Raw genomic sequence first — 24,902 nt, forward strand, 5'->3', positions numbered from 1 at the left:
GGAGGCGGGCGGGGCCGCTGCCCCCGCCCGCGGTCGTCAGGCGGTGCGTACCGCCAGGGCCCTGCGCAGGTCGTCGAGTTGGTCGACCAGCTTGCGGCGGAGGGCCGGGGTCGGACGGGGGTCGTCGAGGTGTGCCTCGCCGGTGCGGAGGGACTCTGCGTCGACCGCGTACACCGGGAAGGCGTAACGCCCGGCGGCCTCGGCGATCGCGGGGCCCCGGCGGGTGGCGAGGTCGATGGCGGCGGGGTAGTAGCGGGGGACGTACTCCCGTACGAGCTCGGCCTGTTCGGGCTGCCAGAAGCCCTGGGCGACGGCCGTGAAGAGGTAGTTGGAGAGCGTGTCGGAGGTGAAGAGGAGCTCCCAGGCGGCCGCCTTGGCCTCGGAGGTGGGGAGGGCGGCACGGCAGCGGGCGGCGCCTTCCTGGCCGGTGGCGCTCGGGTCGCGGTCGAGTTCGGCGGCGATCGCGCTCTCGTCGGTGGCGCCGAGGACGGCGAGGCGGCCGAGGATGCGCCAGCGCAGTTCGGGGTCGAGCTCGGGGCCGCCGTGGACGGCGCCGTCGGCGAGCCAGCTCTGCAGGGTGCCGGGCTGGGCGGACGCGTCGATGAAGTGGCGTACGGCGGTGAGGCGCAGGCCGGGGTTGCTGCCGTCCTCGGTGCGCCGGATCAGGTCGCGGGTGAGGTCCCTGAGCAGGGCGAGCGCGGCGGGGCGGGCCTCGGCGCTCAGGTAGCGTCCGGCGATCTGGGTGGCCGCGAAGCCGAGGACGCCCTGGACGATGGCGAGGTCGGACTCCTCCGGGAGGTGGGCGCGGGCCGTCTCCAGATAGGTGGTGGGTTCGAGTTCGCCGTCGCGGACCATGTCGCGCAGGGAGTTCCAGACGACGGCGCGGGTGAGCGCGTCGGGGACTCCGGAGAGGGTGCGCAGGGCAGGTTCCTCGGAGCCCTTGTCGAGACGGATCTTGGCGTAGGTGAGGTCGCCGTCGTTGAGGACGACGAGGGCGGGGCGCCGGCCGGCGCGCACGCTGACGGATTCCCCTTGGGGGACGTCGATCTCGAACCGCTCGCGCAGGGTGAGACTGCGGCCGTCGACCAGGTCGCGGTCGTAGGCGCCGACGGCGACGCGATGGGGGCGGCTGCCGTTCTGGTCGACATGGAGGTGCCAGTAGCCCTCCGCCTCGCCGATCTGCGGGGTGAGGGTGTCGACCCCCGTGGTGCGCAGCCACTGTTCGGCCCAGGTGTGGACGTCGCGGTCGGTGGCGGAGGCGAGGTTGTCGATGAAGTCGGCGAGGGTGGCGTTGGAGAACTTGTGCCGGGCGAAGTGGGCGTTGATGCCGGCGAGGAAGTCCTTCTCGCCCATCCAGGCGACGAGCTGGCGCAGGGCGGAGGCGCCCTTGGCGTAGGAGATGCCGTCGAAGTTGAGGAGAGCGGAGGCGGTGTCGGGGACGGCGTCGGGGTCGGGCGCGACGGGGTGGGTGGAGGGCCGCTGGTCGGCGTCGTAGCCCCAGGCCTTGCGGACGACACCGAAGTCCACCCAGGTGTCGGGGAAGAGCGTGGTGGCTTCGTTGACGGTCTGGTAGCCCATGTACTCGGCGAAGGACTCGTTCAGCCAGATGTCGTCCCACCAGCGCAGGGTGACGAGGTCGCCGAACCACATGTGGGCCATCTCGTGGGCGATGACCATGGCGCGGGTCTGGCGTTCGGTGATGGTCACGGCGGAGCGGTAGATGAACTCGTCGCGGAAGGTGACCAGGCCGGGGTTCTCCATGGCGCCGGCGTTGAACTCGGGGACGAAGGCCTGGTCGTAGGAGTCGAAGGGGTACGGCTCCTCGAACTTCTCGTGGTACCGGTCGTAGCACTGCCGGGTGACCTGGAGGATCTCCTCGGCGTCGGCGTCGAGGAAGGGCGCGAGGGAGCGCCGGCAATGGATGCCGAAGGGGAGGCCCGCGTGCGCGGTGCGGACCGAGTGCCAGGGGCCGGCGGCCACGGCGACGAGGTAGGTGGAGATGAGCGGGGTGGCGGCGGCCTTCCAGCGGCCGTCCGCCTGCTGCTTGGTGATGCCGTTGGAGAGGACCGTCCAGCCGTCGGGGGCGGTGACGGTCAGCTCGAAGACGGACTTGAGGTCGGGCTGGTCGAAGGCGGCGAAGACGCGTTGGACGTCCTCCATGAAGAGCTGCGTGTAGACGTAGGTCTCGCCGTCGGTGGGATCCGTGAAGCGGTGCATGCCCTCGCCGGTGCGGGAGTAGCGCATGGCGGCGTCGATCCGCAGCTCGTGCTCGCCCTCCGTGAGGGTGAGCGGGAGGCGGTTCTCGTCGAGCTTCTCCGGATCGAGGGGCTGTCCGTCGAGGGTGACCGAGCGCAGGGTGGCGGGCTTGAGCTCGACGAAGGTGTCCGCCGACGTGCGGGCCGTGAAGCGGATGACGGTGTGGGAGTCGAAGGTCTCGTCGCCGGTCGTCAGATCGAGGTCGATCGTGTAGCGGTGGACGTCGAGGAGCTGGGCACGGGTCTGCGCTTCGTCGCGCGTCAGTACGGACATGGGGCCATGCTGCCCGATCGGCCGTGGCCGGGGCAGGGGGATTCGCTGAGGGCGTGGGCGCTCCCGAGGGGCGCGGGGAGCGCCCGCGCGGGTCGTGCGGTGACCGGGTGGGGGGTGCAAGCCGGTGACCGGGCACCGCTCGTGGCGGGTGTCCGGGAGCGGACCCTCAGGCTGCCGTACCGCCGGTGAGGGCGGCGAAGGCGGCGGCGATCGCGGGCCGCCGGTCGGCCGTGCCGTCCGGCCCGTCCGCCAGGAGCGCGTGCAGCAGGAGGCGGGACTTGGGGGCGTCCAGGGTGCCCGCGGAGATCAGACCGCGGCCGAGGACGTCGTACTCCGAGCCGGGGCCCCGGTAGGTCCCGGTGAGCATCGCGCCGGAGCCGGTACGGGAGGCGAGGACCACCGGCATCCGGGCCGCGAGCCGCTCCAGCGGCTCGACCAGCCACATCGGTACGTGCCCGGCGCCGAACGCCGCGACGACGAGGCCGTCGAAGCGGTCGTCCACGAGGTCGAGCAGTTCACCGCGGTCGCCGAGGGAGAGGGTGATGAGCCCGACCCGGACCTCGCGGGTGAGTCTCAGCGGGCGTTCCACGACGGGTCGCGCCGGCTTCAGCAGGACCCGCGGCCGGCCCTCGACGATCGCGCCGAGGGGTCCCGCGCCCGGGGAGGCGAAGGTGGCGATGGAGGTGGTGTGCGTCTTGCGTACGTGCCGGGCGGCATGGATCTCGTCGGCGAGCACCACCAGCACACCGAGGCCCCGGCAGGCGGGGTCGGCGGCGGCGGCGATCGCTCCCGCGAGGTTCGCCGGGCCGTCGGCGCCCGGCAGATCGGGGCGTCGCATGGCGCCCGTGACGGCGATCGGCCGCTGTGCGGTGCAGACCAGGTCGAGGAGGAACGCGGTCTCCTCCAGGGTGTCGGTGCCCTGCACCACGACTACCCCGGAGCCGGCGGCCGTCGCCCTGTCGATCTCCTCGGCGAGCGCGGTCAGGTCCTCGAAGGAGAGCGAGGAGCTGGGTACGCGCCGGAAGTCGCGCAGTTCGATGTCGACGGAGGCCGGGACGCCCGCAGCGGCCAGCACCTCGGCGCCGGTCATCCGGGAGGCGTCGCCGCCCCTGGCCGAGATGGTGCCACCGAGCGTGAAGACGGTGACGACCGCCGGACCGGAGGACATGCGCTCACCTTCTGTGAAAGTTGAGTGCCCGAGATCAGGGTCGGCGACAGCGACGCAGCGTCCTGGACCGCTGGACGACACCGGCCGGAACCGGCGGCGGGATTCGAACCCGCGTTGCTCACTTTGCAGGTGAAGCAGCTGTTGCCTTCGCACCGGGCTCGGTGAGCGTATCGGTCGGCGGCCGTGGCGCGCAGCGATTGTCCGGCGGCGCTGTCGGTCCCGGGGGCCGCGCGCCCCATTGGCGTTGTCGCGCGCCCGATTTCGCCCTATTCGGCGGCCGTGCCGCCCGCGATCGTCTCGTGGTGGCGGATCACCTCGGCGATGATGAAGTTCAACAGCTTCTCCGCGAAGGCGGGGTCCAGCTTCGCGTTCTCCGCCAGCTCCCGCAGCCGGGTGATCTGCCTCGCCTCGCGCGCCGGGTCGGCCGGCGGGAGGCTGTGCTGGGCCTTGAGGTGGCCCACCTGCTGGGTGCACTTGAAGCGCTCGGCGAGCATGTGGACGACGGCCGCGTCGATGTTGTCGATGCTCTCCCGCAGTCGGGTCAGTTCGGCGCGTACGGAGGCGTCGACGGCGCCGGGGGTGTCACTGGTGCTCATGGGCAGCGAGCTTAGACGGATCATGTGGTGATGGTCGGAGGGTGTTCGGGATCCGGGATCCGGTTGCTCCAGCCCCCGGGGACGGCCCGCCCCTGCTGCTCGCGGAAGCGGATCGGCGCGGTGCCGACCCGGCGGGTGAACAGCCGGGAGAAGTACGCCGGATCGTCGTAGCCGACGCGGCGGGCGACGGCCGCGACGGGCAGATCGGTGGCGGCCAGCAGCTCCTTCGCGCGTCCGAGGCGGATCGAGAGCAGATAGTCCTTGGGGCTGCAGCCCGCGCTGCGGCGCACGGCGGTGCGCAGCTCCGCCGGGGTCATGCCGTGGCGGGCGGCGTGCTCGGTGACGGACAGCGGCCGGCAGGCGTCGCGGGCGAGGGAGGAGAGGACCGGGTCGCCGTCGGCGTTGGTGTCGGCGCGGGCGCGGCGCAGGGCGACCAGGAGTTCATGGACGGCGGCGCCCGTCTCCACTTCGAGGAGCGGGTTGCCGCGCCTGGCGGCCCTGGCGATGCGGCCGATCGCGGCGCGGGCGGGGGCCGCGTCGGAGAGGGGGACGACGGGCCGGTCGGGTTCTATGTAACCCAGTTCGGTGTACGTGCTGGTGGCCGGTCCGGTGAAGTCGACGAAGCTCTCGTCCCAGCCGGTACCCGGGTCGGCCGCGTAGTGGTGCGGGACGCCGGGGGTCAGCCAGATCACGGCCGGCGCGGTGACCGCGGTGCGCCGCCCGTCGGCGCTCTTGTACCAGCCGCCGCCCGCGCTGACGAGGACGGCGACATGGTGGTCGAGGGTGCGCGGGCCGACCATGGGCAGGGCGCCGTGCTGCAGACCGACGCCGAGACAGACCAACCCGAGCCGCAGGTGGACCGGGCTGGGAGTGAAATAGCGCATCCACGTGTGATACATCCGCCGTCGCCTCCCCTTGCGTCCAAACAGCGCTGATCTTTGTCCATGGACCGGCCCGCCGCCAGAGCCCAGGGTTGGTCGCGGTACATGACCAGAGAGACGGGCGGGGACGGTGGCCGACTTCAGGGTGGGGGACGAGGACTTTCTGCTGGACGGCAGGCCGGTGCGGCTGCTGTCGGGCGCGCTGCACTACTTCCGGGTGCACGAGCAGCAGTGGGGCCACCGGCTCGCGATGCTCCGGGCGATGGGTCTGAACTGCGTGGAGACTTACGTCCCGTGGAATCTGCACGAGCCCGCGCCGGGCCGTTACCGGGACGTGGACGCGCTCGGCCGGTTCCTGGACGCGGTGCGTGAGGCGGGGCTGTGGGCGATCGTGCGGCCCGGCCCGTACATCTGTGCCGAGTGGGAGAACGGCGGGCTGCCGCACTGGCTGACCGGCCGGCTCGGCCGGCGGGTGCGCACAGGCGACGCGGAGTATCTGGAGCATGTGCAGCAGTGGTTCCGCACGCTGCTGCCGCAGGTCGTGGAACGACAGTGCGACCGGGGCGGTGACGGTGACCCGGGCGGCCGGGGCGGTCGGGGCGGCGGCCCGGTGATCATGGTGCAGGTCGAGAACGAGTACGGGAGCTACGGCTCCGACCGGGGCTATCTGCGGCATCTCACCGGGCTCCTGCGCTCCTGCGGAGTGAGCGTCCCGCTGTTCACCTCGGACGGGCCCGAGGACCACATGCTCACCGGAGGTTCGGTGCCGGGGATCCTGGCGACGGTGAACTTCGGCTCCGGCGCCCGGGCGGCCTTCGACGTGCTGCGCCGCCACCAGCCGCGGGGCCCGCTGATGTGCATGGAGTTCTGGTGCGGCTGGTTCGACCACTGGGGCGAGAAGGCGGCCGCGCGGGACGCCCGGGAGGCGACGGAGGCGCTGTCGGAGATCCTGGAGATCGGCGCCTCGGTCAACGTGTACATGGCGCACGGCGGGACGAACTTCGCCGGCTGGGCCGGGGCCAACCGTTCCGGCGACCTGCACGACGGACCGCTCCAGCCGACGGTGACGTCGTACGACTACGACGCGCCGATCGACGAGGAGGGCCGGCCGACCGAGAAGTTCTGGCGGTTCCGTGAGGTACTCGCGCCGTACTCCGACGGGCCGCTGCCGGAGCCGCCGGAGCCGCCGGCCCGGGTGCCCGCGCCGGTGACCGCCGTACTGGACGAGTGGGCGCCGCTGGACGACGTGCTGGAGACGCTGGGCGACGAGGAGACCGGCACGGCGGTGCCGCCCACCTTCGAGGAGCTCGGGATCGACCGGGGGCTGGTCCGGTACCGACTTGAGGTGCCGGGCCCCCGGAAGCCGTACCCGCTGACGGTGACGGGGGTGCGGGACCTGGCGGTGATGTACGTGGACGGCGAGCGCACCGAGCCGGGCGCGGCGGTGGCGGGGCCGGCGGCCGTGGAGCTGTGGGTGGAGTCGCTGGGGCGGGTCAACTACGGGCCGCGGCTGGGTGAGCCGAAGGGCATCACGGGCGGGGTGCGCCATGAGCGGCAGTATCTGCACGGCGTGCGGGCGCGGGGGCTGCGGCTGGACGCGTTCGAGGCGGAGGCGGTCGGGAAGGTGCCGTTCCGGGCGACGGAACCGGGGCCGGGACGCGGACCGGGGCTGTTCCGTGGCGCGTGCCATGTCACCGTACGCGGTGATGCGCGGCTTGAACTGCCCGGCTGGACCCGCGGGTTCGCCTGGGTGAACGGCTTCTGTCTGGGCCGGTACTGGTCGGCCGGACCGCAGGAGTCCCTGTTCGTACCGGGACCGGTGCTGCGCGAGGGCGTCAACGAGGTGTGGGTGCTGGAGCTGGAGGGCGGGGGCGACGGCGGGAGCGGGGACGTACGTCTGGCGTAGCGCAGAAGGGCGGGCCCAGCCGGGCGGCGGCGGTACGTCCGGCGCAGGCAGGAGGGGCGGACCCGCCGGGCCGCCCCTCCCCCCGCGCTCGCTCTCAGTGGCTGTTACAGCCCGGCCGCCGCGGACTTGATGGCGGAGGCGAAGGTGGACACCTCGGTGTACACGCCGGGGTAGTCGGGCCGGGCGCAGCCCTGGCCCCAGCTGACGATGCCGACCTGGATCCAGGCTCCGGCATTGTCACGGCGGAACATCGGGCCTCCGGAGTCGCCCTGGCAGGTGTCTATGCCGCCCTCGGGCAGACCGGCGCAGATCTCCTCGCTCGGCACGAGGTCGCTGCCGTACGACGCCTGGCAGGAGGCGTCGGTGACGAACGGGACCTGGGCCTTGCGCAGGTAGCGCTGCTGGGCGCCGCCCTCGCGGGTCGCTCCCCAGCCGGCGACGGTGAACGTGCCGTTGTTGTACGCGGTGGTATCGGCGATCTTGAGGGTCGGCAGGTTGATGGGCTGGGCGAGCTTGATCAGCGCCCAGTCCTTGCCCTTGCCGTTGTAGCCGGGGGCCTGGAGGACCTTGGTCGACCGGACCTTGATGGCGCTGCCGCTCTGGAGGTCCACGACTCCGGCGGTGGCGGTGATCGAGGTGTTGTTGCCGGAGCCGCTCACACAGTGGGCGGCGGTCAGCACGACCTGCGGGGTCAGCAGGGAGCCGCCACAGCCCATGGAGAGCCGGACCATCCAGGGGAACTCGCCCTGGGCGGCGCGGGTGCCTCCGACGACGGGCGCCTGGGCCGCGGAGGCGGCGCTCACGGGCTGGAGGCTGACCGCGGCGAGGAGTACGGCCGCGGTGGCGGCGCATCTCTTGAGCGTACGGACGATGTTCAAGGGTCTGCCTTTCGTGGGGGGTTGAAGCCGTGCGGACAGGACGGCGGCCACGCCCCAGGCAGTTCGATGACATGGGCCCGTCAAGTCGTGGTCCGGATTATGAGGAGGGCGCCGCAGCCGTCACAAGGAGGGGTTTTCGGCCATCCCGGGTGACTCGGCCGGGCCGGGCGCCGTCGCGGCCCGGGCCCGTACAGTGGAATGGGCCGAGCGTCGGATCTTTCACGTGTGGGGGTACCGGACGTGGTGAACGGCAGTGGGGTCGCACGCGGTTACCCGCATCTCGACACGGTGCGGGCGGCCGTCACGGCGCTCTACAGGCGACTGTCGCCCGACGGCCTGGGCCAGTACGCGACCAGCGTCGCCCCCGTGGACGTCGCGTTCAGCGACCAGGACGACCTGCACCTCGGGGCCCAGCGGGTGGCCCACGCACTGGTGCGGCATCTGCGGCTGCCCGAGGCGCGGATCGTCGTCTCGTTCCGCGGGATGACGCACGCGGCGAGCGTCGAACTCACCGCGGGCCCCGAGTACTTCGTCGAACTCAACGACCGTTTCCGCACCCATCGCAGGGACATCGGGGCGGCGCTCGCCCATGAGGTCACCCATGTCCTGCTGCACCGGCTGGACCTCAAGTTCCCCGGCACCCGCGACAACGAGATCCTCACCGACACGGTGACGACCTACCTCGGCGCCGGCTGGCTGCTGCTCGACGCGTACCGCGAGGACGATCTGACCAGCCAGAAGCTGGGATACCTCACGCCGGAGGAATTCGGTTACGTGCTTGCCAAGCGAGCGCTGGCCTTCGGCGAGGACCCCTCTCCCTGGTTCACCAGCCCGCAGGCGTACCAGGCGTACGTCAGCGGCCGGGCCCGCGCCCTGCTGGACGGCCGGCAGCCGCCGCTGGTCGCCGCCGGGTGGGCGGGGCGCCACCGGTACGCCAAGGACCGGCGGCACGCCAGGGACAACCCGCGTGGCCCCGCGGCCGCCGCCGGGTCCGCCGCCGGACCGCCGTACGCCTTCGAGTCCGCGAGGGGCGGGGAGCTGCGGGTCTCCTTTCCCTGCCCCACCTGCCACCAGCGGATCCGGGTGCCGGTGCGGGGGCGGGTGCGGGCCCGCTGCACGCTCTGCCGGACCATTCTCGAATGCGACACCTGAGCCGGTTTCCGTAGGGTCGGGGCATGACGAACGACCTGGGCGCCCCTGATTTGTTCGAAGCCGTCCATGAGGGCGAGGACGCCGTCGTGCGGCTGCTGCGAGCGGGCGTCCCCGCCGACGCGGTCGGGGAGGACGGGGAGACCCCGCTCTACCGGGCGTCGGTGACCAATGAGCCGGGGATCGTCCGGCTGCTGCTCGCGGCGGGGGCGGACCCCGGCCTCGGCAGCGGCGAGGACGCCGGTGAGCTGCCGCTGTGCGGGGCCGCGTGCGGCGGCCACACGGAGGTCGTACGGGCGCTGCTGGCCGCCGGGGCGCGGGTCGACCAGCGGGAGTCGTACGACTGGACGGCGATGACATGGGCGGTGGCGCAGGGCCACGCCGACACGGTGGAGGTGCTCCTGGAGCACGGCGCGGACCCCTCCCTGCCCGGCCCCGACGGCTCGCCGCCCCTGGTGGCGGCCGCCCGGCGCGGCTCCGCCTCGACCGTACGGGCGCTGCTGCGGCACGGGGCGGGGGACGACGCCCCGGAGACCCTGAGGGAGGCGCTCGCGGAGGCCCGGCGGTGGCTGGGCGTAGATGTGGAGCGGACCCTGCGGGAGTCCCTCGCGCAGACGTACGGCGAGGAACACGAGCTGGTCGCCCGGCACGTCCCGGAGGACGGCGGTGTCACGGTCGTCGTCGAGCTGCTGCGGGACGGCAAACCGTCGGCGGGCCAGGAACAGCAGACCGGGCACCCGGCCATCGTGACGATGCTGGAGGAGCGGCTCGGCGTCCGCACCTCGTACGAGGAACTGGCGACGCGGGCGCTCGCCTGCGGGGACCCGGAGCAGGACGACTGGCTGGAAGCGGTGGACGTCCTGCGGCGGCGCGGCGACGAGGAGACCTTCCAGGCGGCAGCGGCGTGGTGCGCCGGCGGGGATCCGCTGCGGCAGACGTTCGGGGTGGAGGTGCTGAGCGGGCTCGGCTTCGCCGCGCGTGCGGTGCCGTTGCTGCGGGAGCTGGCCCGGGAGACGGACGACGACGAGCTGCTACGGGCGGTGGTCACCGGCCTCGGCCAGTACGGCGACCCGGCGGCACTCCCCGAGCTGCTGTCCCGGGCCGGGCATCCGGAGCCCGACGTCCGGCGCCGGGTCGCCGTCGCCCTGACCGGCATGGTGCCCGGCGGCCACGAGGAGGCCGTCGCCACGCTCATCGCCCTGAGCGGCGACCCCGACTCCGGCGTACGGGACTGGGCGACACTCGCCCTCGCGGAAACGGACGACGACTCCCCGGCCCTCCGCTCGGCCCTCGCGGCCCGCTTGGACGACCCCAGCCCGGACGTCGTCGCGGAAGCCGCCCGCGGCCTGGCCATCCGCCAGGACCCCCTGGCCGTCCCGCCGTTGACCCGCCTCCTGGCCGACGAAGCCCCGGACACCTCCGCCCGCGCGACAGCCCTCTCGGCCCTGGTCCACATCCGCGACGACACTCTGAGAACCCGCCTGGAATGGACGACGCCCCGCCTGCGGTGAGGTCGCGGCGTCCCCCTGAGCGACGGGGGCACCGCCTCACCACTGGGGCCGGTCGTCTGCGGGGGCTTCCGCGCGTCGGCCCTGCCTTCCGGGGGCCGTGCCGGGGGACTGCGACGGGCCATGCCACCGACTGTCTCCGCCTCTCTGGGGCCGCGCCCCGGCGGCAGCCGGGCGCGGGACCGCCGGGCGCGGGACCGCCGGGCGGGTCCGCCCGGGTGACGATGCGTCACCCGGGCGGTGTCATGACCCCACTTGGTCGCGGTCAGCCGACTCCCCCGGCGGGCTCCCCGGCGGCGGCCCGCCGGGTGAGCGAAGCGGAGCCCGGCCTGTCGGGGGGCCTCGGCGCCTCAGCCCCGACCCCGGGGCCGGCCCCGCCCCGGAGGGCGTGCCCGGCCGGGCGCGGCCGGGTCCGGGCGCCGGTGTCGTGCCGCCCCCGGCAGGGTTTCGGGAAGGGGCGGGGTGGGGGAGAACCCGACCCGCCCACGCACCCTCAGTCCCGCGCCACCGCCCTCCGCGGCAGCGCCCCGCACAGGATCGCCGCCACCCCGTACGCCCCGATCACCCACGGCATCGCCGCCCCCATGCCCGCCTCCGGGCCGGCCTTCAGGTGGGTGAAGAAGACCGTGCCGATGACCGCCGCTCCGAGCGCGCCGCCGAACTGCTGGGCCGTGGAGAAGATGCCCGACGCCCCGCCCGCCCGCTCCGGCTCCACGCCGGAGAGGACCACGTTGACCAGAGGGACGACCAGGAACCCGAGGCCGGCGCCCGCGACGGCAAGGCCGGGGACCAGGGGCCAGGCGCCCGTGTGGGTGGGGGCGGCGTGGGCGGTCGCGTACCAGGCCCAGGCGAAGCCGGCCGCCATGAGGAGCGCGCCCGCGGCGAGGACGACACGGCCCAGCCTGACCGCGAGCGGGTCGGCGGCGGGCGCGGTGAGGAAGCCGCCGGCCGAGAAGGCGACCATCAGGACGCCGGCCTGGAGCGGCGAGTAGCCCTGCCCGCCCTGCAGCCAGATCGCGAGGACCAGGAAGAAGCCCTGCATCCCGAGGGCGAACAGCAGCTGGACGGCGAGCCCGAAGGAGAACGCGGGGACGCTGAACAGCCGGCCCGGCAGCAGCGGGGCGGTCGTCGTCCCCCGCCGCCGGGCCTCGACGACCGCCAGAGCCGCCAGCGCCAGGACGCCCCCGGTGAGCAGGAACCACCCCCGCAGCGGCCAGCCGTCGCTGTGTCCCTGGACCAGCGGCAGCACGATCGCCACGAGTCCGCCCGCGAGCACCAGGCTCCCGAGGACGTCGGGGCGCCCGGCCGCACGCTCGCGCGTCGCCGGTACGAGCAAGATCGCGGCGGCGAGGGTGAGGACGGCGACCGGCACGTTCACCAGGAAGACGCTGCGCCAGCCGAGGCCGAAGAGGTCCGCGTCGGTGAGGACGCCGCCGAGGAGCAGTCCGACGGCGGAGGCGAAGCCGGCGACGGCCCCGTACATCCCGAAGACCTTCCCCCGGGCCTTGCCCTGGAAGAGCGTGTGGAAGGACCCGAGGACCTGGGGCATCAGCACGGCGGCCATCACCCCCTGCGCGGCCCGGGCGGCGATGAGCTGCCCGGGGCTCTGCGCGATGCCGCACGCGAGGCTCGCGGCGCCGAACCCGGCGGTGCCGGCGAGGAACAGGACCTTGCGCCCGTACCGGTCGCCGAGGTGCCCGGCGACGATCAGCGTCGCGGCGAACCCCAGCAGGTACGCGGAGACGGTCCACTGGAGGGCGCTCTCGGACGCGCCGAGGCCCCGTCCGATGGACGGCAGCGCGACGTTGACGATGGTCACGTCGATGAGGTCCATCAGCGCGGCGACCATCATGACGACGGCGGCCGCCCAGCGGCGCGGGTGGGCGGCGGGGACGCCGGTGGGTGCGGTGGCGACGGTGGTCGCGGTCATCTCGGACTCCCAAATTTATTTCGTTCGACCTAACGAAAGACTTGCACCCGGAGAGCGGCCGGCGCAAGTCTTTCGTTCGCTCGAACTAAATATTTTGCTAGGGTGCCGTCATGACTGACCCCATGACCAGGGACGACAGCTCACGACGGGCCGAAGTGATCGAGGCCCTGACCGCAGCGGGGCGGGACTCCAGCGCCGCGTCGGTCGCCTTTCACACGGCGGTCGCCGCCAAGCAGGGGCTCGGCGCCACGGAGACCAAGACCCTCGATCTCCTCCAGCGCCATGGCGCCCTCACCGCCAAGGAGCTCGCCGAACGCTCCGGCCTCGCGCCCGCCTCGGTGACCGGCCTGGTGGACCGCCTGGAGGCCAAGGGGTTCGTCCGCAGGGTGAAGCACCCGACGGACAAGCGCCGGGTGGTCATCGAGCCGCGGCCCGAGAAACTGGCCGAACTGGAACCGCTCTTCGAGGACTGGGCGCGTGAAGTGCGCGAACTCTACGAGGAGTTCACCACGGAGGAGCTGGAGGCCGTCACGCGTTTCCTGACCGGGGCCACCCACCGCCAGCGCGAGGCGGCACGCCGGCTCACCGACTGAACCGGCCGCACGGCCCGCGAACCCGCCCCTCACCCCCGGCCGTACGCCGGTCCCTCACCCCCGGCCCGTAAGGCCCGCGACCCCGCCCGTCACTCCGGCCCCGTGCGCCCGCCCGTCACCCCCCGGCCCCGTACACCCGCCCCGGCTCCGCCGACCCCGCCAGCAGTTTCAGCGCCGCCTCCCCCGCCTCCCCCGGCGTCCAGCGGGCTCCCTTGTCCGCCGAGGGCCCCGGGCGCCAGCCCTCCATGACCGTGATCCGGCCCGCCTCCGCCTCGAACACGCGGCCCGTCACGCCCGCGCTCGCCGCCGAGCCGAGCCAGACCACCAGGGGCGAGACGTCCTCCGGTTCACCCTCCAGGCCGGCGAAGGCCTCCTCGGTCATGCGGGTGCGGGCGGCCGGGGCGATCGCGTTGACCTGGACCCCGTACCGGCCCGTCTCCGCCGCCGCCACCAGCGTCAGACCGACGATGCCGGCCTTGGCCGCCGCGTAGTTCCCCTGCCCGACGCTGCCCAACAGCCCCGCGCCCGAGGTGGTGTTGACGACGCGGGCCGCCACCTCCCGTCCGGCCTTCGCCTCGGACCGCCAGTGCGCGGCCGCATGCCTGAACGGCAGGAAATGGCCCTTGAGATGCACCCGCACGACCGCATCCCAGTCGTCCTCGTCGAGATTGACGAGCATCCGGTCGCGCAGGAATCCCGCGTTGTTGACCAGGGTGTCGAGGCGGCCGTAGGTGTCGAGGGCCAGGGCGACGAGTGAGGCCGCGCCCTCCCCGGTGGCGATGTCGCCGCCGTGGGCGACGGCCTCGCCGCCGGCCGCGCGGATCTCCTCGGCGACCTGGAGGGCCGGAGAGCCGGATCCGGCCGTCCCGTCGAGCCCCACCCCCAGGTCGTTGACGACGACCCGCGCCCCCTCCGCGGCGAAGGCCAGCGCGTGCGCCCGCCCCAGTCCCCGTCCGGCGCCGGTCACGATCACGACCCGGCCGTCACAGATACCCATCTCAGCTCTCCTTGTTGGCGGTTGAGGCGTCCAGAAAGGCGGGGCGCTCGCCGCCGCCGTGCACCAGAAGCGAGGCCCCGGAGACGTACGCGGCGCGGTCCGAGGCGAGAAAGACCGCCGCGTCGCCGATGTCGGACGGCTCGGCGAGCCGCCCCAGCGGTACGGTCCTGCCGACCGCCGCGACGCCCTCCTCGTCGCCGTAGTGCAGATGCGCGAGCTCGGTGCGGACCATGCCGAGGACCAGGGTGTTCACCCGTACGTCCGGGGCCCACTCCACGGCCATGGAGCGGGCCAGGTTCTCCAGACCCGCCTTGGCCGCGCCATAGGCGGCGGTCCCCGGTGAGGGGCGGGTGCCGCTCACGCTGCCGATCATCACCACCGAGCCGCGCGCCGCCCGCAGATGCGGATACGCGGCGAGCGAGGCGGTCAGCGGCGCGGTGAGGTTGAGGGCGACCACGCGGGCGTGCCGCTCCGGCTCGCCCTCCCCGAGCAGCCGGTACGGCGTTCCACCCGCGTTGTTGACCAGGACGTCGAGGCGCCCGTGGGTGGCGGCGACATCCGCGAAGAACCCGGTGACCGCCGCCCCGTCGCGCAGGTCGAGCGCGCCGAACAGGGCCGTGCGGCCCGCCTCTTCGACCGGCGCGGGAGGCGGCCGCCGGGCGCAGACGACGACCCGCGCGCCGGCCCGCAGAAAGGCCCGCGCGATGCCCGCGCCCACCCCGCGCGTGCCCCCGGTGACGACGACGACCCTCCCGCCCAGCTCCATCGGCTGCTACCTTCCTCACCACGCAGTCACCTAACAAACGTTTGGTGGAAAGGTAGCTGATCCGCTCATGGGTGTCTCCACCTCAACGCCGGACAAGGGCGTCGCGCTTGTCACCGTCGACTTCCCGCCCGTCAACGCGCTGCCCGTACAGGGCTGGTACGACCTGGCCGAGGCCCTGCGCGCCGCCGGGCGCGACCCCGGAAACCGCTGTGTCGTCCTCGCCGCCGCCGGCCGCGGGTTCAACGCGGGCGTGGACATCAAGGAGATGCAGCGCGACACCTCCCACACCGCGCTGATCGGCGCCAACCGGGGCTGCTACGACGCCTTCTCGGCGGTCTACGAATGCGAGGTGCCGGTCGTCGCGGCCGTGCACGGCTTCTGCCTGGGCGGCGGCATCGGACTGGTCGGCAACGCCGACGCGATCGTCGCCTCCGACGACGCCACCTTCGGGCTGCCGGAGCTCGACCGGGGCGCGCTCGGCGCCGCCACCCATCTCGCCCGGCTGGTTCCCCAGCATCTGATGCGGGCGCTGTACTACACCTCCCGCACCGTCACCGCCGCCGAGCTGCACGCCCACGGGTCGGTCTGGAAGGTCGTCCCCCGTGACCGGCTTCTGGAGGCCGCTCTGGAGCTGGCAGGGGAGATCGCCCGGAAGGACGGCTCGCTGATCCGGCTCGCCAAGGCCGCGATCAACGGCATCGACCCGGTTGACGTGCGCCGCAGCTACCGCTTCGAGCAGGGCTTCACCTTCGAGGCGAACCTCAGCGGGGTCGCCGACCGGGTCCGCGCCGGCTTCGGCACCGAGGAGCGCTCATGACCGACAAGACCATGACACCGGACGAGGTGGTCGGCCGGCTGCGCAGCGGCATGACCCTCGGCATCGGCGGCTGGGGCTCGCGCCGCAAGCCGATGGCCCTGGTCAGAGCACTGCTCCGGTCCGAGATCACCGATCTGACCGTGATCTCGTACGGCGGCCCCGACGTCGGACTCCTCGCCGCCGCCGGCCGTATCCGCACACTCGTCGCCGCCTTCGCCACCCTCGACTCCATCCCCCTGGAACCGCACTTCCGCGCCGCCCGCGAGTCCGGCGCCTTCGAGATGAGGGAAATCGACGAGGCGATGTTCATGTGGGGCCTGCACGCCGCGGCCAACCGGCTGCCGTTCCTGCCGGTCCGCGCGGGCCTCGGCTCCGACGTCATGAAGGTCAACCCCGCGCTGCGGACCGTCACGTCACCGTACGAGGACGGGGAGGAGTTCGTCGCCGTACCCGCCCTGCGCATGGACGCGGCACTCGTCCACCTGAATCGCGCCGACCGCCTCGGCAACGGCCAGTACCTGGGCCCCGACCCGTACTTCGACGACCTCTTCTGCGAGGCCGCCGACACCGCGTACGTCTCCTGCGAGCAGATGGTCGAGACCGCCGAGCTGACCAAGGACGCCGCCCCGCAGACCCTCCTGGTCGGCCGCCACAGCGTCACCGGAGTGGTCGAGGCCCCGAACGGCGCGCACTTCACCTCCTGCGCTCCCGACTACGGCCGCGACGAGGCATTCCAGAAGCTGTACGCGACCACTCCCTGGCCCGAGTTCGCCGAGCGCTTCCTCTCCGGCGCCACCGAGCACGACTACCAACGGGCCGTACGCGCCTGGCAGGAGGAGCAGCGGTGACCGCGAGCCGTTCGGAATACTGCGTCGTCGCCTGCGCCGAGGCGTGGCGGGACAGCGGCGAGGTGCTCGCCGCGACCATGGCCCCGGTGTCCTCCTTCGGCGCCCGGCTCGCCAAGCGGACCTTCTCCCCCGACCTGCTGCTCACCGACGGCGAGGCGATGCTCGTCGGTCTCGACGGGACCGTCGAGGGCTGGCTGCCGTACCGTCGCCACCTCACCATGGTCACCGGCGGCAAGCGGCACGTGATGATGGGCGCGAGCCAGATCGACCGCTTCGGCAACCAGAACATCTCCTGCATCGGCGACTGGCGCCAACCCACCCGCCAGCTGCTCGGAGTGCGCGGAGCCCCCGTCAACACAATCAACAATCCGACGAGTTACTGGGTTCCCAGGCACTCTCCACGGGTCTTCGTCGAGCGGGTCGACATGGTCAGCGGGGTGGGCCACGACCGCGCGGCGGAAGCCGGCGTCACCCGCCACCACCGCATTCCTCGCGTCGTCAGCGACCTCGGCGTCTTCGACTTCGCCACGCCCGACCACTCGATGCGGCTGGTCTCGCTCCACCCCGGGGTCACCGTCGACGCGGTCCGGGACGCCACCGGCTTCGACCTGGTGATCGGGGACGACGTCCCGTGCACCCGCGAACCCACCGCCGAGGAGCTGCGGCTGATCCGCGAGGTCATCGATCCCGCGGGGCTGCGCGACCGTGAGGTCAGGGCCTGATGCGGACCGCGCTCACCGACCTCACCGGCGTCCGGCATCCCCTCGTCCAGACCGGCATGGGCTGGGTGGCGGGGCCCCGGCTCGTCTCGGCCACCGCCAACGCCGGGGCGCTCGGCATCCTGGCCTCCGCCACGATGACCGTCGAGCAGCTGCGCGCGGCCGTCCGCGAGGTCAAGGCGCGCACCGAGGCGCCGTTCGGGGTGAACCTGCGGGCCGACGCGGGCGATGCCCGCGCCCGGGTGCGGATCATCGTCGAGGAGGATGTACGGGTCGCCTCCTTCGCGCTCGCCCCGTCGAAGGAGCTGATCGCCGAGCTGAAGGACGCGGGTGTGGTCGTCGTCCCGTCGATCGGCGCCCGTCGGCACGCGGAGAAGGTCGCGGCCTGGGGCGCGGACGCGGTGATCGTGCAGGGCGGCGAGGGCGGCGGGCACACCGGGGAGGTGGCGACGTCCGTCCTGCTGCCCCAGGTCGTGGACGCCGTCGACATCCCCGTGATCGCGGCCGGCGGCTTCCACGACGGCCGGGGCCTGGTCGCGGCGCTGGCGTTCGGCGCCGCCGGCGTCGCCATGGGCACCCGGTTCCTGCTCACCTCCGACTCGACCGTGCCGGACGCCGTGAAGGCGAAGTATCTGGCCGCCTCGGTCAAGGACGTGACCGTGACCACCGCCGTCGACGGGCTGCCGCACCGGATGCTCCGTACGGAGATGGTCGCCGCCCTCGAACGGGCGGGCCGCGTGCGGGCGTTGGCGCAGGCCGTCCGCCGGGCCGCCGGGTTCAGGAAAATCTCCGGGCTGTCCTGGGCGCGGATGGTCCGCGACGGCCTGGCCATGAAACACGGCAAGGACCTGTCCTGGAGCCAGGTCCTGCTCGCCGCGAACACCCCCATGCTCCTCAAGGCGTCCATGGTCGAGGGCCGTACGGACCTCGGCGTGATGGCGTCCGGACAAGTCGCGGGGCTGATCGAGGACCTCCCGAGCTGCGAGGAACTCGTCCTGCGGGTCATGTCCGAGGCCGAGCACGTGCTCCGCACCCTGCCGACACCAGGGTGATCCCTCTGCCCGCACGGGAGTTCCGTCATGTCAATGACGAGACGCGCACTGCTGTCCACCGCGACCACCACCGCTCTGGTTGCGGTCGCCTCCCCCGCCCTCGGCGCGCCCCGACGGAGAAGGAGCGCCACCGAGCTGCGCCACATCCCGCTCCAGGGCGCGGTCAACGTCCGTGATCTGGGCGGCTGTCGCACCTACGGCGGCGACCGGGTCCGGCTCGGGCTCGTCTACCGGGCCGACGCCCTGAACAAGCTGACCGACGCCGATCTCACCACGCTCCAAGGGCTGCGGCTCGGGACGGTCGTCGACTTCCGCGTCCCCCTGGAGGTCCAGTACGACGGCCCCGACCGGCTTCCGTCCGGGCCCGTCCCGGTCTCCCGGCCCGTCACCGACAACGGTCTGTACGGGCAGCTGCTCACCGCGATCGGGTCGCGGGACCCGGTGCGGCAGGAGGAGATGCTGGGGAGCGGCAGGGCCGCCGCGTTCATGCGGGAGGTCTACCGCACGTTCGTGACCAGCGCCGCCAACCGCGCCCGGTTCGCCACGACGCTGCGTGACATCGCACGGTCGGATGCGGCACCGCTGATGTACCACTGCACGTCGGGCAAGGACCGTACGGGCTGGATGAGCTTTCTGCTGCTCACCGTGCTGGGCGTACCGGAGCAGGCCGTGGTCGAGGACTACCTCGCGTCGAACACCTTCCGGGCGGCGTACGACGCCAAGGTGCGGGACGGGCTGAAGCAGGGCGGCCTGATGCGGAACCCCGACCTGATCATCCCGCTCCAGGAGGTCCGCACAGAGTACCTGGAGACGGCGCTCGCCGAGGTGCGGTCGGGGTACGGCAGCCTCTACCGCTATCTCACGACCGGCCTGGGCCTGGACCTCCGCACGCTGGCGGCGCTCCAGGCCCGGCTGGTGGACTGACGACGGCCCGGTCCGGCCTGATCTGAACGAAAGACGCTAGGCCGCGTCGCGGCGGCCGGCCTGGGATCCGCGGCCCGGTCGGCCCGTGCCGCGGGTGCGGGCACCGCCGCCGGTGGGGCGGCCTCCCGCGCTGCGGGCCGTGCCGGTGCGGCCGGCGGCGGCGCCACGGCCTTCGCCGGTACGCGCCTCACCGGTGGTGCGCCCGGCTGCCGCACGGCCGCCGGTCTGGCCGGCACCGCCGCCGGTGCGCGGACGGCCCGAGCCGCTGCGACGCGGCCGCTTCGGCGCGGACGGCGCCTGCGCGGGCTGCGGCACCTCGATGACGACCGGTATGCCGGAGGGCTGCCGCGCGCCGGTGACGTCGGCCAGCTGCTGGTCGCTCGAAGAGACCCGGGCCGACTGCGGGGTGATACCCGCGTTGGCCATCAGCCGGCTCATGTCACGCTTCTGGTCCGGCAGGACCAGCGTGACGACGCTGCCCGACTCACCGGCCCGGGCCGTGCGGCCGCCGCGGTGCAGATAGTCCTTGTGGTCGACCGGCGGGTCGACGTTCACGACCAGGTCGAGGTCGTCGACGTGGATGCCGCGGGCCGCGACATTCGTCGCCACCAGCGCGGTGACCTGGCCGTTCTTGAACTGGTCCAGGGTGCGGTTGCGCTGCGGCTGCGAACGGCCGCCGTGCAGACCCGCGGCCCGTACGCCCTCGGCGAGCAGCTTCTTGACCAGCCGGTCCACCGACCGCTTGGTGTCCAGGAAGAGGATCACCCGGCCGTCGCGTGCGGCGATGCGCACGGTGACGGCCTTCTTGTCGGTCTCGTCGGCGACGTAGAGCACGTGGTGCTCCATGGTCGTCACCGCGCCGGCGGACGGGTCGACCGAGTGCACGACCGGGTCGGTCAGGAACATCCGGACGAGCCGGTCGATGTTCTGGTCGAGCGTCGCGGAGAAGAGCAGTCGCTGGCCGTCCGGCTCGACCTGCTTGAGCAGCGCGGTGACCTGCGGCATGAAGCCCATGTCGGCCATCTGGTCGGCCTCGTCGAGGACGGTGATGGCGACCTGGTCCAGTCGGCAGTCGCCGCGCTCGATGAGGTCCTTGAGGCGGCCGGGGGTGGCCACCAGCACCTCGGCGCCGCGCCGCAGCGAACCGGCCTGCTTGGTGATCGACATGCCGCCGACGACCGTGGCGACGCGCAGGTTGACGGCGGTCGCGTACGGGGTGAGGGCGTCGGTCACCTGCTGGGCCAGCTCACGCGTGGGCACCAGGACCATGGCCAGGGGCGCCTTGGGTTCGGCGCGGCGGCCGGCGGTGCGGGCGAGCAGCGCCAGGCCGAAGGCGAGGGTCTTGCCGGAGCCCGTGCGGCCGCGGCCGAGGATGTCCCGGCCCGCGAGGGAGTTGGGCAGGGTGGCGGCCTGGATCGGGAACGGCTCGGTGACGCCCTGGGCGGTGAGCGTCTTCAGCAGGCCAGCGGGCATGTCCAGCTCGTCGAACGCCTCGACCGCGGGGAGCGCGGGAGTCCGGGTTTCCGGCAGCGTGAATTCGCGCGGCGGCGGTGGGGCGGTGGGGCGACGGCCCGCACTGCGGGCGGGCGCCTTGGCCGCGGCCTTCGCGGGGCGCTTTCGGATGGGGCGTTCGGAGCGAGTCATATGGGAAATGCCTTCCTGGGCCTGGGCACAGCACAAGCCGGGACCCGCACCGCGAAGGTGCGGGCCCCGGCTGCGAGAGAGCGTCCGGCGATCAGGCCGGGAGGATGTTCTCCGCCTGCGGGCCCTTCTGGCCCTGCGTGACGTCGAAGGTGACCTTCTGGCCTTCCTGAAGCTCACGGAAGCCGGAGGTCGCGATGTTCGAGTAGTGGGCGAACACGTCGGCGCCGCCACCGTCCTGCTCGATGAAGCCGAAGCCCTTTTCCGAGTTGAACCACTTCACGGTTCCAGTAGCCATGCTTTTTTCTCCTGAATGGTCGAGGCCCCACCCCGGAGAAAATCCGGAAAAACAATAATGCGCCTGAGGAACATTCCCGTCAGGCGCGCATAAAGTTCATGGGTACCAAAACTGCAACCTGACCACCTTAGCATGTGCCGTCGGCGAGACTCGGGGCATGGACTCCACAGCATCCGTCGCCCGCGCGCTCTGGCCTCTGATCGAGCCGGTCCACGCCGTCAGCTACTTCGCTCCCGAGTGCCAGGCCGCCTTCGAGGAGGCCGGACTGCGGGGCTTCTGGCGCGGCTACTTCGCCGGCCGCGGCGCCCCGCTCGGGCCCGTGGGCCCGGAGCCGGTCGTCTCGTCCTTCTTCTCGTTCGCCCCGTCGATGGTGGCGCGCGCGCTGCCCTCCGTATGGGAGCTGGTCCCGCCGGAGGAGGCCTTGCGGGTGCGGCGTGCGGGGGCGAGGGCGGCGCTGGTCCGGCTGCTGGCCGGGCTGGACGCGGAGGTGGCCCAGGCGGCGCGGCTGCTCGCCGCCCGGCTGCCGGGTCTCGACTGCGCGGGCCGCCCGCTGGCCGCGGTGAACGCGGCGCTGCCCCGGCCCGAGGACCCGCTGGACCTTCTCTGGCACGCCACGACGGTGCTCCGGGAGCATCGCGGCGACGGCCATGTGGCGGCGCTGGTCGCGGCGGGCCTGGACGGCTGCGAAGCACTCGTCCTGCGGGCGGGCCTCGACATGCCGCGTGCGGAGCTTCAGCAGTACCGGGGCTGGTCGGACGAGGAGTGGGAGGCGGCGGCCGCGCGGCTGACCCGACGCGGTCTGCTGGCCGGGGGCGGGCGGGCGACGCGGGAGGGCCGGCGTACGCATGAGGAGGTCGAGGCGGCCACGGACCGGGCAGCCGCGCGGCCGTGGCAGTGCCTGTCGAAGGTCGAGCTGACGAAGCTGGCGTCGGTCCTCGGCCCCCTGGCGGCGGCGTGCGCGTCGACCCTGCGCTTCCCCAACCCGATCGGCGTCCCGGACAACAGAACCTGAGCCTCGCCAAAGCCTCCGCCCTGGGCCGCCGCCGGCCCCCGCAGCGGAGCCGCTCAAACGCTCAGAGCCGCTCGATGATCGTCACGTTCGCCTGGCCCCCGCCCTCGCACATGGTCTGCAGGCCGAAGCGGCCCCCCGTGCGCTCCAGTTCGTGCAGCAGCGTCGTCATCAGCTTTACTCCGGTCGCGCCCAGCGGGTGACCCAGGGCGATGGCGCCGCCGTTGACGTTGACGCGGGAGGGGTCCGCCCCGGTCTCCTTGAGCCAGGCCAGGACGACCGGGGCGAAGGCCTCGTTGATCTCGACCAGGTCGATGTCGTCGATCGACATGCCTGTCTTCTTCAGCGCGTACGCCGTCGCCGGGATCGGGGCCGACAGCATCCGGATCGGGTCCTCGCCGCGTACGGAGAGGTGGTGGATCCGGGCGCGCGGTGTGAGGCCGTGCTCGGCCACCGCGCGTTCGCTCGCGAGCAGCATCGCCGCCGCGCCGTCGGAGACCTGCGAGGAGCACGCCGCCGTGATCGTCCCGCCGTCCACGACGGGCTTGAGACCGGCCATCTTCTCCAGGGTGGTGTCGCGGCGCGGCCCCTCGTCGAGGGTGACGCCCCCGTGGGGGACGGTCTCGCGCACGAAGCGGCCCTCGTCGATGGCGCGCAGCGCCCGCTGGTGGGAGCGGAGGGCGAACTCCTCCTGATCGCGGCGGGTGATCCCCCACTTGCGGGCGATGAGTTCGGCGCCGTGGAACTGGTTGACGGGGGCGTCGCCGTACCGGGCGCGCCAGCCCTCGCTGCCCGCGAAGGGCCCCTCGGTGAGACCGAGCGGCTCCGCGGCCTGCCGGGAGGCGAAGGCGATCGGGATCATCGACATGTTCTGGGTGCCGCCCGCGACGACCAGGTCCTGGGTGCCGGAGAGGACGCCCTGGGCCGCGAAGTGGACGGCCTGCTGGGAGGATCCGCACTGCCGGTCGACGGTGACGCCGGGCACCTCCTCGGGGAGTCCGGCGGCCAGCCATGCCGTACGGGCGATGTCGCCGGCCTGCGGGCCGACGGTGTCGAGGCAGCCGAAGACGACGTCCTCGACGGCGGCCGGATCGATCCCGGCCCGTTCGACCAGTGCCTTGAGGACGTGGGCGCCCAGGTCGGCGGGGTGGACGCGGGCCAGGCCGCCCCCTCGCCGCCCCACCGGGGTCCGTACCGCTTCGACTATGTAGGCCTCGGCCATGACCACTCCTTGAGGGGTTTACGTACGCACGGCGATCCCGTCCAGCACCATCGACAGGTACTGACGGGCGATCTCGTCGGGGCTGTGCTGTCCGCCCGGGCGGTACCAGGACGCGGCGACCCATACGGTGTCGCGCACGAACCGGTAGGTGAGCCGGATGTCCAGGTCGGCGCGGAAGACCCGCGCGGCCACTCCGCGCTCCAGCGTGCCGAGCCATGCCTTCTCGAACTTCTGCTGCGAGTCGGAGAGGTAGTGGAAGCGGGGCTGTGCGGCGAGGTGCCTGGACTCCTTCTGGTAGATGGCGACGGCGGCCCGGTGCCGGTCGATCTCCCGGAAGGACTCGGTGACGAGCGCCTCGATGGTCTCCCTGGGGCCGAGTCCGGCGGCGAGGACGGCGTCGTAGCCGTTCCACAGTTCCTCGAGGAAGGTGGAGAGGATCTCGTCGACCATCGACTCCTTGGAATCGAAGTGGTAGTAGAGGCTGCCGGCGAGCATCCCGGCGGCGTCCGCGATCTCGCGGACGGTCGTGGCGTTGTACCCCTGCGCGGCGAACACCTCGGCCGCGGTGTCGAGCAGTTCGCGGCGCCGCTCGGGCGAGGCGGTCACCTGGGTCTTCTTCTTGTTCGTCGGCACGGGTCCATTCTGGTCCTATGCGTGCTGACTGCTGACGGAGACCGTCTCACCTGTCATGTACGAGGCATAGCCGCTGGCGAGGAAGACGATGACATTGGCCACCTCCCAGGGCTCGGCGTACCGGCCGAAGGCCTCGCGCGCGGTGAGTTCCTCCAGGAGTTCGGCGGAGGTGACCTTCACCAGGTGGGGGTGCATGGCGAGGGACGGTGAGACGGCGTTGACGCGTACGCCGTAGGGCGCGGCCTCCATCGCGGCGCAGCGGGTGAGGGCCATGACGCCGGCCTTCGCGGCGGCGTAGTGGGCCTGGCCCGCCTGGGCGCGCCAGCCGACGACCGAGGCGTTGTTGACGATCACCCCGCCCGCGCCGGCGTCCTTGAGGAGGCGCAGGGCGGCCCGGGTGCACCGGAAGGTGCCGTTCAGGGTGACGTCGAGGACCCGGGTCCACTGTGCGTCGCTCATGTCGACCAGCTCGGCGGTGCCGCCGAGTCCGGCGTTGTTGACGACGACGTCCAGGCCGCCGTGGAGCCGGACGGCCTCGTCGAAGAGCGCCTGGACCTGTGCCTCGTCGGTGACGTCGCAGGGCAGCGAGGAGATGTGGTCGCTGCCGAACTCCTCGGCGAGCGCCGCTTCCGTCTCCTTGAGGCGGCGGGTGTGGGCGTCACCGATGAGGATCCGGGCGCCCTCTTCCAGGAACCTGCGGGCGGTGGCGCCGCCGATGCCGGCTCCGGCCGCCGCGGTGATCACCGCGGTACGGCCCTCCAGCAGCCCGTGTCCAGGGACGTACTGAGCCTTGTTGTCCGTCACGGCCACACGTTAACCTACCAAACACTTGTTAGGG

Annotated in this window: 23 protein-coding genes and 1 tRNA gene; 10 read left to right on the forward strand and 14 right to left on the reverse strand. The window is 72.9% G+C overall.

Annotation, left to right across the window (positions count from 1 at the left end):
• Positions 1-36 precede the first annotated feature (36 nt).
• The 5 genes from pepN to ACZ5VC_RS01110 all read right to left on the reverse strand — a co-directional run bounded on the left by pepN (position 37) and on the right by ACZ5VC_RS01110 (position 5,192).
• Positions 37-2,529, reverse strand: coding sequence for an aminopeptidase N (gene pepN / locus ACZ5VC_RS01090; RefSeq protein WP_469118035.1), 2,493 nt, complete (start codon positions 2,527-2,529; stop codon positions 37-39).
• A gap of 166 nt (positions 2,530-2,695) precedes the next feature.
• Complete coding sequence (locus ACZ5VC_RS01095; protein ID WP_469118036.1) at positions 2,696-3,697, reverse strand: asparaginase; 1,002 nt, start codon at positions 3,695-3,697, stop codon at positions 2,696-2,698.
• 88 nt (positions 3,698-3,785) lie between these two features.
• Positions 3,786-3,854: transfer RNA gene (locus tag ACZ5VC_RS01100), tRNA-OTHER, on the reverse strand.
• 109 nt (positions 3,855-3,963) lie between these two features.
• Positions 3,964-4,293, reverse strand: coding sequence for a chorismate mutase (locus tag ACZ5VC_RS01105; protein WP_469118037.1), 330 nt, complete (start codon positions 4,291-4,293; stop codon positions 3,964-3,966).
• A gap of 20 nt (positions 4,294-4,313) precedes the next feature.
• Positions 4,314-5,192 (reverse strand): helix-turn-helix transcriptional regulator, encoded by an 879-nt coding sequence (locus ACZ5VC_RS01110; protein WP_469118038.1) that lies wholly within the window; start codon positions 5,190-5,192, stop codon positions 4,314-4,316.
• Positions 5,193-5,304: 112 nt separating this feature from the next.
• Between ACZ5VC_RS01110 and ACZ5VC_RS01115 the strand changes: the two genes are divergently transcribed.
• Positions 5,305-7,080 (forward strand): glycoside hydrolase family 35 protein, encoded by a 1,776-nt coding sequence (locus tag ACZ5VC_RS01115; RefSeq protein WP_469118039.1) that lies wholly within the window; start codon positions 5,305-5,307, stop codon positions 7,078-7,080.
• A gap of 104 nt (positions 7,081-7,184) precedes the next feature.
• On the opposite strand, the gene ACZ5VC_RS01120 is transcribed toward ACZ5VC_RS01115, so the two are convergent.
• On the reverse strand, positions 7,185-7,958 hold the full coding sequence (locus ACZ5VC_RS01120; RefSeq protein ID WP_469118040.1) for a S1 family peptidase: 774 nt from the start codon (positions 7,956-7,958) through the stop codon (positions 7,185-7,187).
• A gap of 240 nt (positions 7,959-8,198) precedes the next feature.
• Between ACZ5VC_RS01120 and ACZ5VC_RS01125 the strand changes: the two genes are divergently transcribed.
• Together ACZ5VC_RS01125 and ACZ5VC_RS01130 are read left to right on the forward strand one after the other, a co-directional pair.
• On the forward strand, positions 8,199-9,110 hold the full coding sequence (locus tag ACZ5VC_RS01125; protein ID WP_469118895.1) for a hypothetical protein: 912 nt from the start codon (positions 8,199-8,201) through the stop codon (positions 9,108-9,110).
• A gap of 23 nt (positions 9,111-9,133) precedes the next feature.
• Positions 9,134-10,618, forward strand: coding sequence for a HEAT repeat domain-containing protein (locus ACZ5VC_RS01130; RefSeq protein WP_469118041.1), 1,485 nt, complete (start codon positions 9,134-9,136; stop codon positions 10,616-10,618).
• Positions 10,619-11,108: 490 nt separating this feature from the next.
• On the opposite strand, the gene ACZ5VC_RS01135 is transcribed toward ACZ5VC_RS01130, so the two are convergent.
• Complete coding sequence (locus ACZ5VC_RS01135; protein ID WP_469118042.1) at positions 11,109-12,545, reverse strand: MFS transporter; 1,437 nt, start codon at positions 12,543-12,545, stop codon at positions 11,109-11,111.
• Positions 12,546-12,655: 110 nt separating this feature from the next.
• Between ACZ5VC_RS01135 and ACZ5VC_RS01140 the strand changes: the two genes are divergently transcribed.
• Positions 12,656-13,138: a MarR family winged helix-turn-helix transcriptional regulator gene (locus tag ACZ5VC_RS01140; protein ID WP_469118043.1), complete on the forward strand. Its 483-nt coding sequence runs from the start codon at positions 12,656-12,658 to the stop codon at positions 13,136-13,138.
• A 115-nt stretch (positions 13,139-13,253) separates the two neighbouring features.
• Here the strand turns inward: ACZ5VC_RS01140 and ACZ5VC_RS01145 are convergent, their stop codons facing one another.
• Positions 13,254-14,135: an SDR family oxidoreductase gene (locus tag ACZ5VC_RS01145; protein ID WP_469118044.1), complete on the reverse strand. Its 882-nt coding sequence runs from the start codon at positions 14,133-14,135 to the stop codon at positions 13,254-13,256.
• 1 nt (position 14,136) lies between these two features.
• Complete coding sequence (locus tag ACZ5VC_RS01150; protein ID WP_469118045.1) at positions 14,137-14,901, reverse strand: SDR family oxidoreductase; 765 nt, start codon at positions 14,899-14,901, stop codon at positions 14,137-14,139.
• A gap of 67 nt (positions 14,902-14,968) precedes the next feature.
• Here ACZ5VC_RS01150 and ACZ5VC_RS01155 point away from each other — a divergent pair, with 67 nt between their 5' ends.
• The 5 genes from ACZ5VC_RS01155 to ACZ5VC_RS01175 are packed head-to-tail and all read left to right on the forward strand — an operon-like array spanning position 14,969 to position 19,261.
• Positions 14,969-15,718: an enoyl-CoA hydratase family protein gene (locus ACZ5VC_RS01155; RefSeq protein WP_469118046.1), complete on the forward strand. Its 750-nt coding sequence runs from the start codon at positions 14,969-14,971 to the stop codon at positions 15,716-15,718.
• Positions 15,715-16,566 (forward strand): CoA transferase subunit A, encoded by an 852-nt coding sequence (locus tag ACZ5VC_RS01160; protein WP_469118047.1) that lies wholly within the window; start codon positions 15,715-15,717, stop codon positions 16,564-16,566. Before ACZ5VC_RS01155 ends, ACZ5VC_RS01160 begins: the two co-directional genes overlap by 4 nt.
• On the forward strand, positions 16,563-17,288 hold the full coding sequence (locus ACZ5VC_RS01165) for a CoA-transferase subunit beta (RefSeq protein WP_469118048.1): 726 nt from the start codon (positions 16,563-16,565) through the stop codon (positions 17,286-17,288). The genes ACZ5VC_RS01160 and ACZ5VC_RS01165 overlap by 4 nt, the downstream gene beginning before the upstream one ends.
• Entirely contained in the window at positions 17,288-18,337 is a 1,050-nt protein-coding gene (locus ACZ5VC_RS01170; protein ID WP_469118049.1) for an NAD(P)H-dependent flavin oxidoreductase, read from the forward strand. Before ACZ5VC_RS01165 ends, ACZ5VC_RS01170 begins: the two co-directional genes overlap by 1 nt.
• A gap of 33 nt (positions 18,338-18,370) precedes the next feature.
• Positions 18,371-19,261 carry a tyrosine-protein phosphatase gene (locus ACZ5VC_RS01175; RefSeq protein WP_469118050.1) on the forward strand — a complete coding sequence of 297 codons (891 nt, stop codon included), beginning with the start codon at positions 18,371-18,373 and terminating at the stop codon, positions 19,259-19,261.
• A gap of 36 nt (positions 19,262-19,297) precedes the next feature.
• Here the strand turns inward: ACZ5VC_RS01175 and ACZ5VC_RS01180 are convergent, their stop codons facing one another.
• Together ACZ5VC_RS01180 and ACZ5VC_RS01185 are read right to left on the reverse strand one after the other, a co-directional pair.
• The gene (locus ACZ5VC_RS01180; protein WP_469118051.1) at positions 19,298-20,905 is read right to left on the reverse strand and encodes a DEAD/DEAH box helicase; all 1,608 of its coding nucleotides are present in this window, start codon (positions 20,903-20,905) and stop codon (positions 19,298-19,300) included.
• A gap of 91 nt (positions 20,906-20,996) precedes the next feature.
• Positions 20,997-21,200 (reverse strand): cold-shock protein, encoded by a 204-nt coding sequence (locus tag ACZ5VC_RS01185; protein WP_005318814.1) that lies wholly within the window; start codon positions 21,198-21,200, stop codon positions 20,997-20,999.
• A gap of 157 nt (positions 21,201-21,357) precedes the next feature.
• Here ACZ5VC_RS01185 and ACZ5VC_RS01190 point away from each other — a divergent pair, with 157 nt between their 5' ends.
• The gene (locus tag ACZ5VC_RS01190; RefSeq protein ID WP_469118052.1) at positions 21,358-22,212 is read left to right on the forward strand and encodes an SCO6745 family protein; all 855 of its coding nucleotides are present in this window, start codon (positions 21,358-21,360) and stop codon (positions 22,210-22,212) included.
• A 61-nt stretch (positions 22,213-22,273) separates the two neighbouring features.
• Here ACZ5VC_RS01190 and ACZ5VC_RS01195 read toward each other — a convergent pair whose 3' ends face one another.
• From ACZ5VC_RS01195 to ACZ5VC_RS01205, 3 genes are read right to left on the reverse strand one after another with little or no spacing between them, the layout of a single operon-like run.
• Entirely contained in the window at positions 22,274-23,431 is a 1,158-nt protein-coding gene (locus tag ACZ5VC_RS01195; RefSeq protein WP_469118053.1) for an acetyl-CoA C-acetyltransferase, read from the reverse strand.
• Positions 23,432-23,449: 18 nt separating this feature from the next.
• Positions 23,450-24,064, reverse strand: a complete 615-nt coding sequence (locus ACZ5VC_RS01200; protein ID WP_469118054.1) for a TetR/AcrR family transcriptional regulator — start codon at positions 24,062-24,064, stop codon at positions 23,450-23,452.
• A gap of 15 nt (positions 24,065-24,079) precedes the next feature.
• A complete protein-coding gene (locus ACZ5VC_RS01205) occupies positions 24,080-24,868 on the reverse strand; it encodes an SDR family oxidoreductase (RefSeq protein ID WP_469118055.1) in 789 nt (262 codons plus the stop codon).
• Positions 24,869-24,902: the final 34 nt, after the last annotated feature.

The organism is Streptomyces sp. NPDC033174 (assembly GCF_055577795.1).

Coding starts and splice junctions, on each gene's coding strand:
- ACZ5VC_RS01105 (WP_469118037.1), bottom strand. CDS start 4,293: ATGAGCACCAGTGACACCCCCGGCGCCGTCGACGCCTCCGTACGCGCC.
- ACZ5VC_RS01190 (WP_469118052.1), top strand. CDS start 21,358: ATGGACTCCACAGCATCCGTCGCCCGCGCGCTCTGGCCTCTGATCGAG.
- ACZ5VC_RS01140 (WP_469118043.1), top strand. CDS start 12,656: ATGACTGACCCCATGACCAGGGACGACAGCTCACGACGGGCCGAAGTG.
- ACZ5VC_RS01195 (WP_469118053.1), bottom strand. CDS start 23,431: ATGGCCGAGGCCTACATAGTCGAAGCGGTACGGACCCCGGTGGGGCGG.
- ACZ5VC_RS01155 (WP_469118046.1), top strand. CDS start 14,969: ATGGGTGTCTCCACCTCAACGCCGGACAAGGGCGTCGCGCTTGTCACC.
- ACZ5VC_RS01150 (WP_469118045.1), bottom strand. CDS start 14,901: ATGGAGCTGGGCGGGAGGGTCGTCGTCGTCACCGGGGGCACGCGCGGG.
- ACZ5VC_RS01130 (WP_469118041.1), top strand. CDS start 9,134: ATGACGAACGACCTGGGCGCCCCTGATTTGTTCGAAGCCGTCCATGAG.
- ACZ5VC_RS01185 (WP_005318814.1), bottom strand. CDS start 21,200: ATGGCTACTGGAACCGTGAAGTGGTTCAACTCGGAAAAGGGCTTCGGC.
- ACZ5VC_RS01160 (WP_469118047.1), top strand. CDS start 15,715: ATGACCGACAAGACCATGACACCGGACGAGGTGGTCGGCCGGCTGCGC.
- ACZ5VC_RS01175 (WP_469118050.1), top strand. CDS start 18,371: ATGACGAGACGCGCACTGCTGTCCACCGCGACCACCACCGCTCTGGTT.
- pepN (WP_469118035.1), bottom strand. CDS start 2,529: ATGTCCGTACTGACGCGCGACGAAGCGCAGACCCGTGCCCAGCTCCTC.
- ACZ5VC_RS01095 (WP_469118036.1), bottom strand. CDS start 3,697: ATGTCCTCCGGTCCGGCGGTCGTCACCGTCTTCACGCTCGGTGGCACC.
- ACZ5VC_RS01145 (WP_469118044.1), bottom strand. CDS start 14,135: ATGGGTATCTGTGACGGCCGGGTCGTGATCGTGACCGGCGCCGGACGG.
- ACZ5VC_RS01180 (WP_469118051.1), bottom strand. CDS start 20,905: ATGACTCGCTCCGAACGCCCCATCCGAAAGCGCCCCGCGAAGGCCGCG.
- ACZ5VC_RS01135 (WP_469118042.1), bottom strand. CDS start 12,545: ATGACCGCGACCACCGTCGCCACCGCACCCACCGGCGTCCCCGCCGCC.
- ACZ5VC_RS01110 (WP_469118038.1), bottom strand. CDS start 5,192: ATGTATCACACGTGGATGCGCTATTTCACTCCCAGCCCGGTCCACCTG.
- ACZ5VC_RS01170 (WP_469118049.1), top strand. CDS start 17,288: ATGCGGACCGCGCTCACCGACCTCACCGGCGTCCGGCATCCCCTCGTC.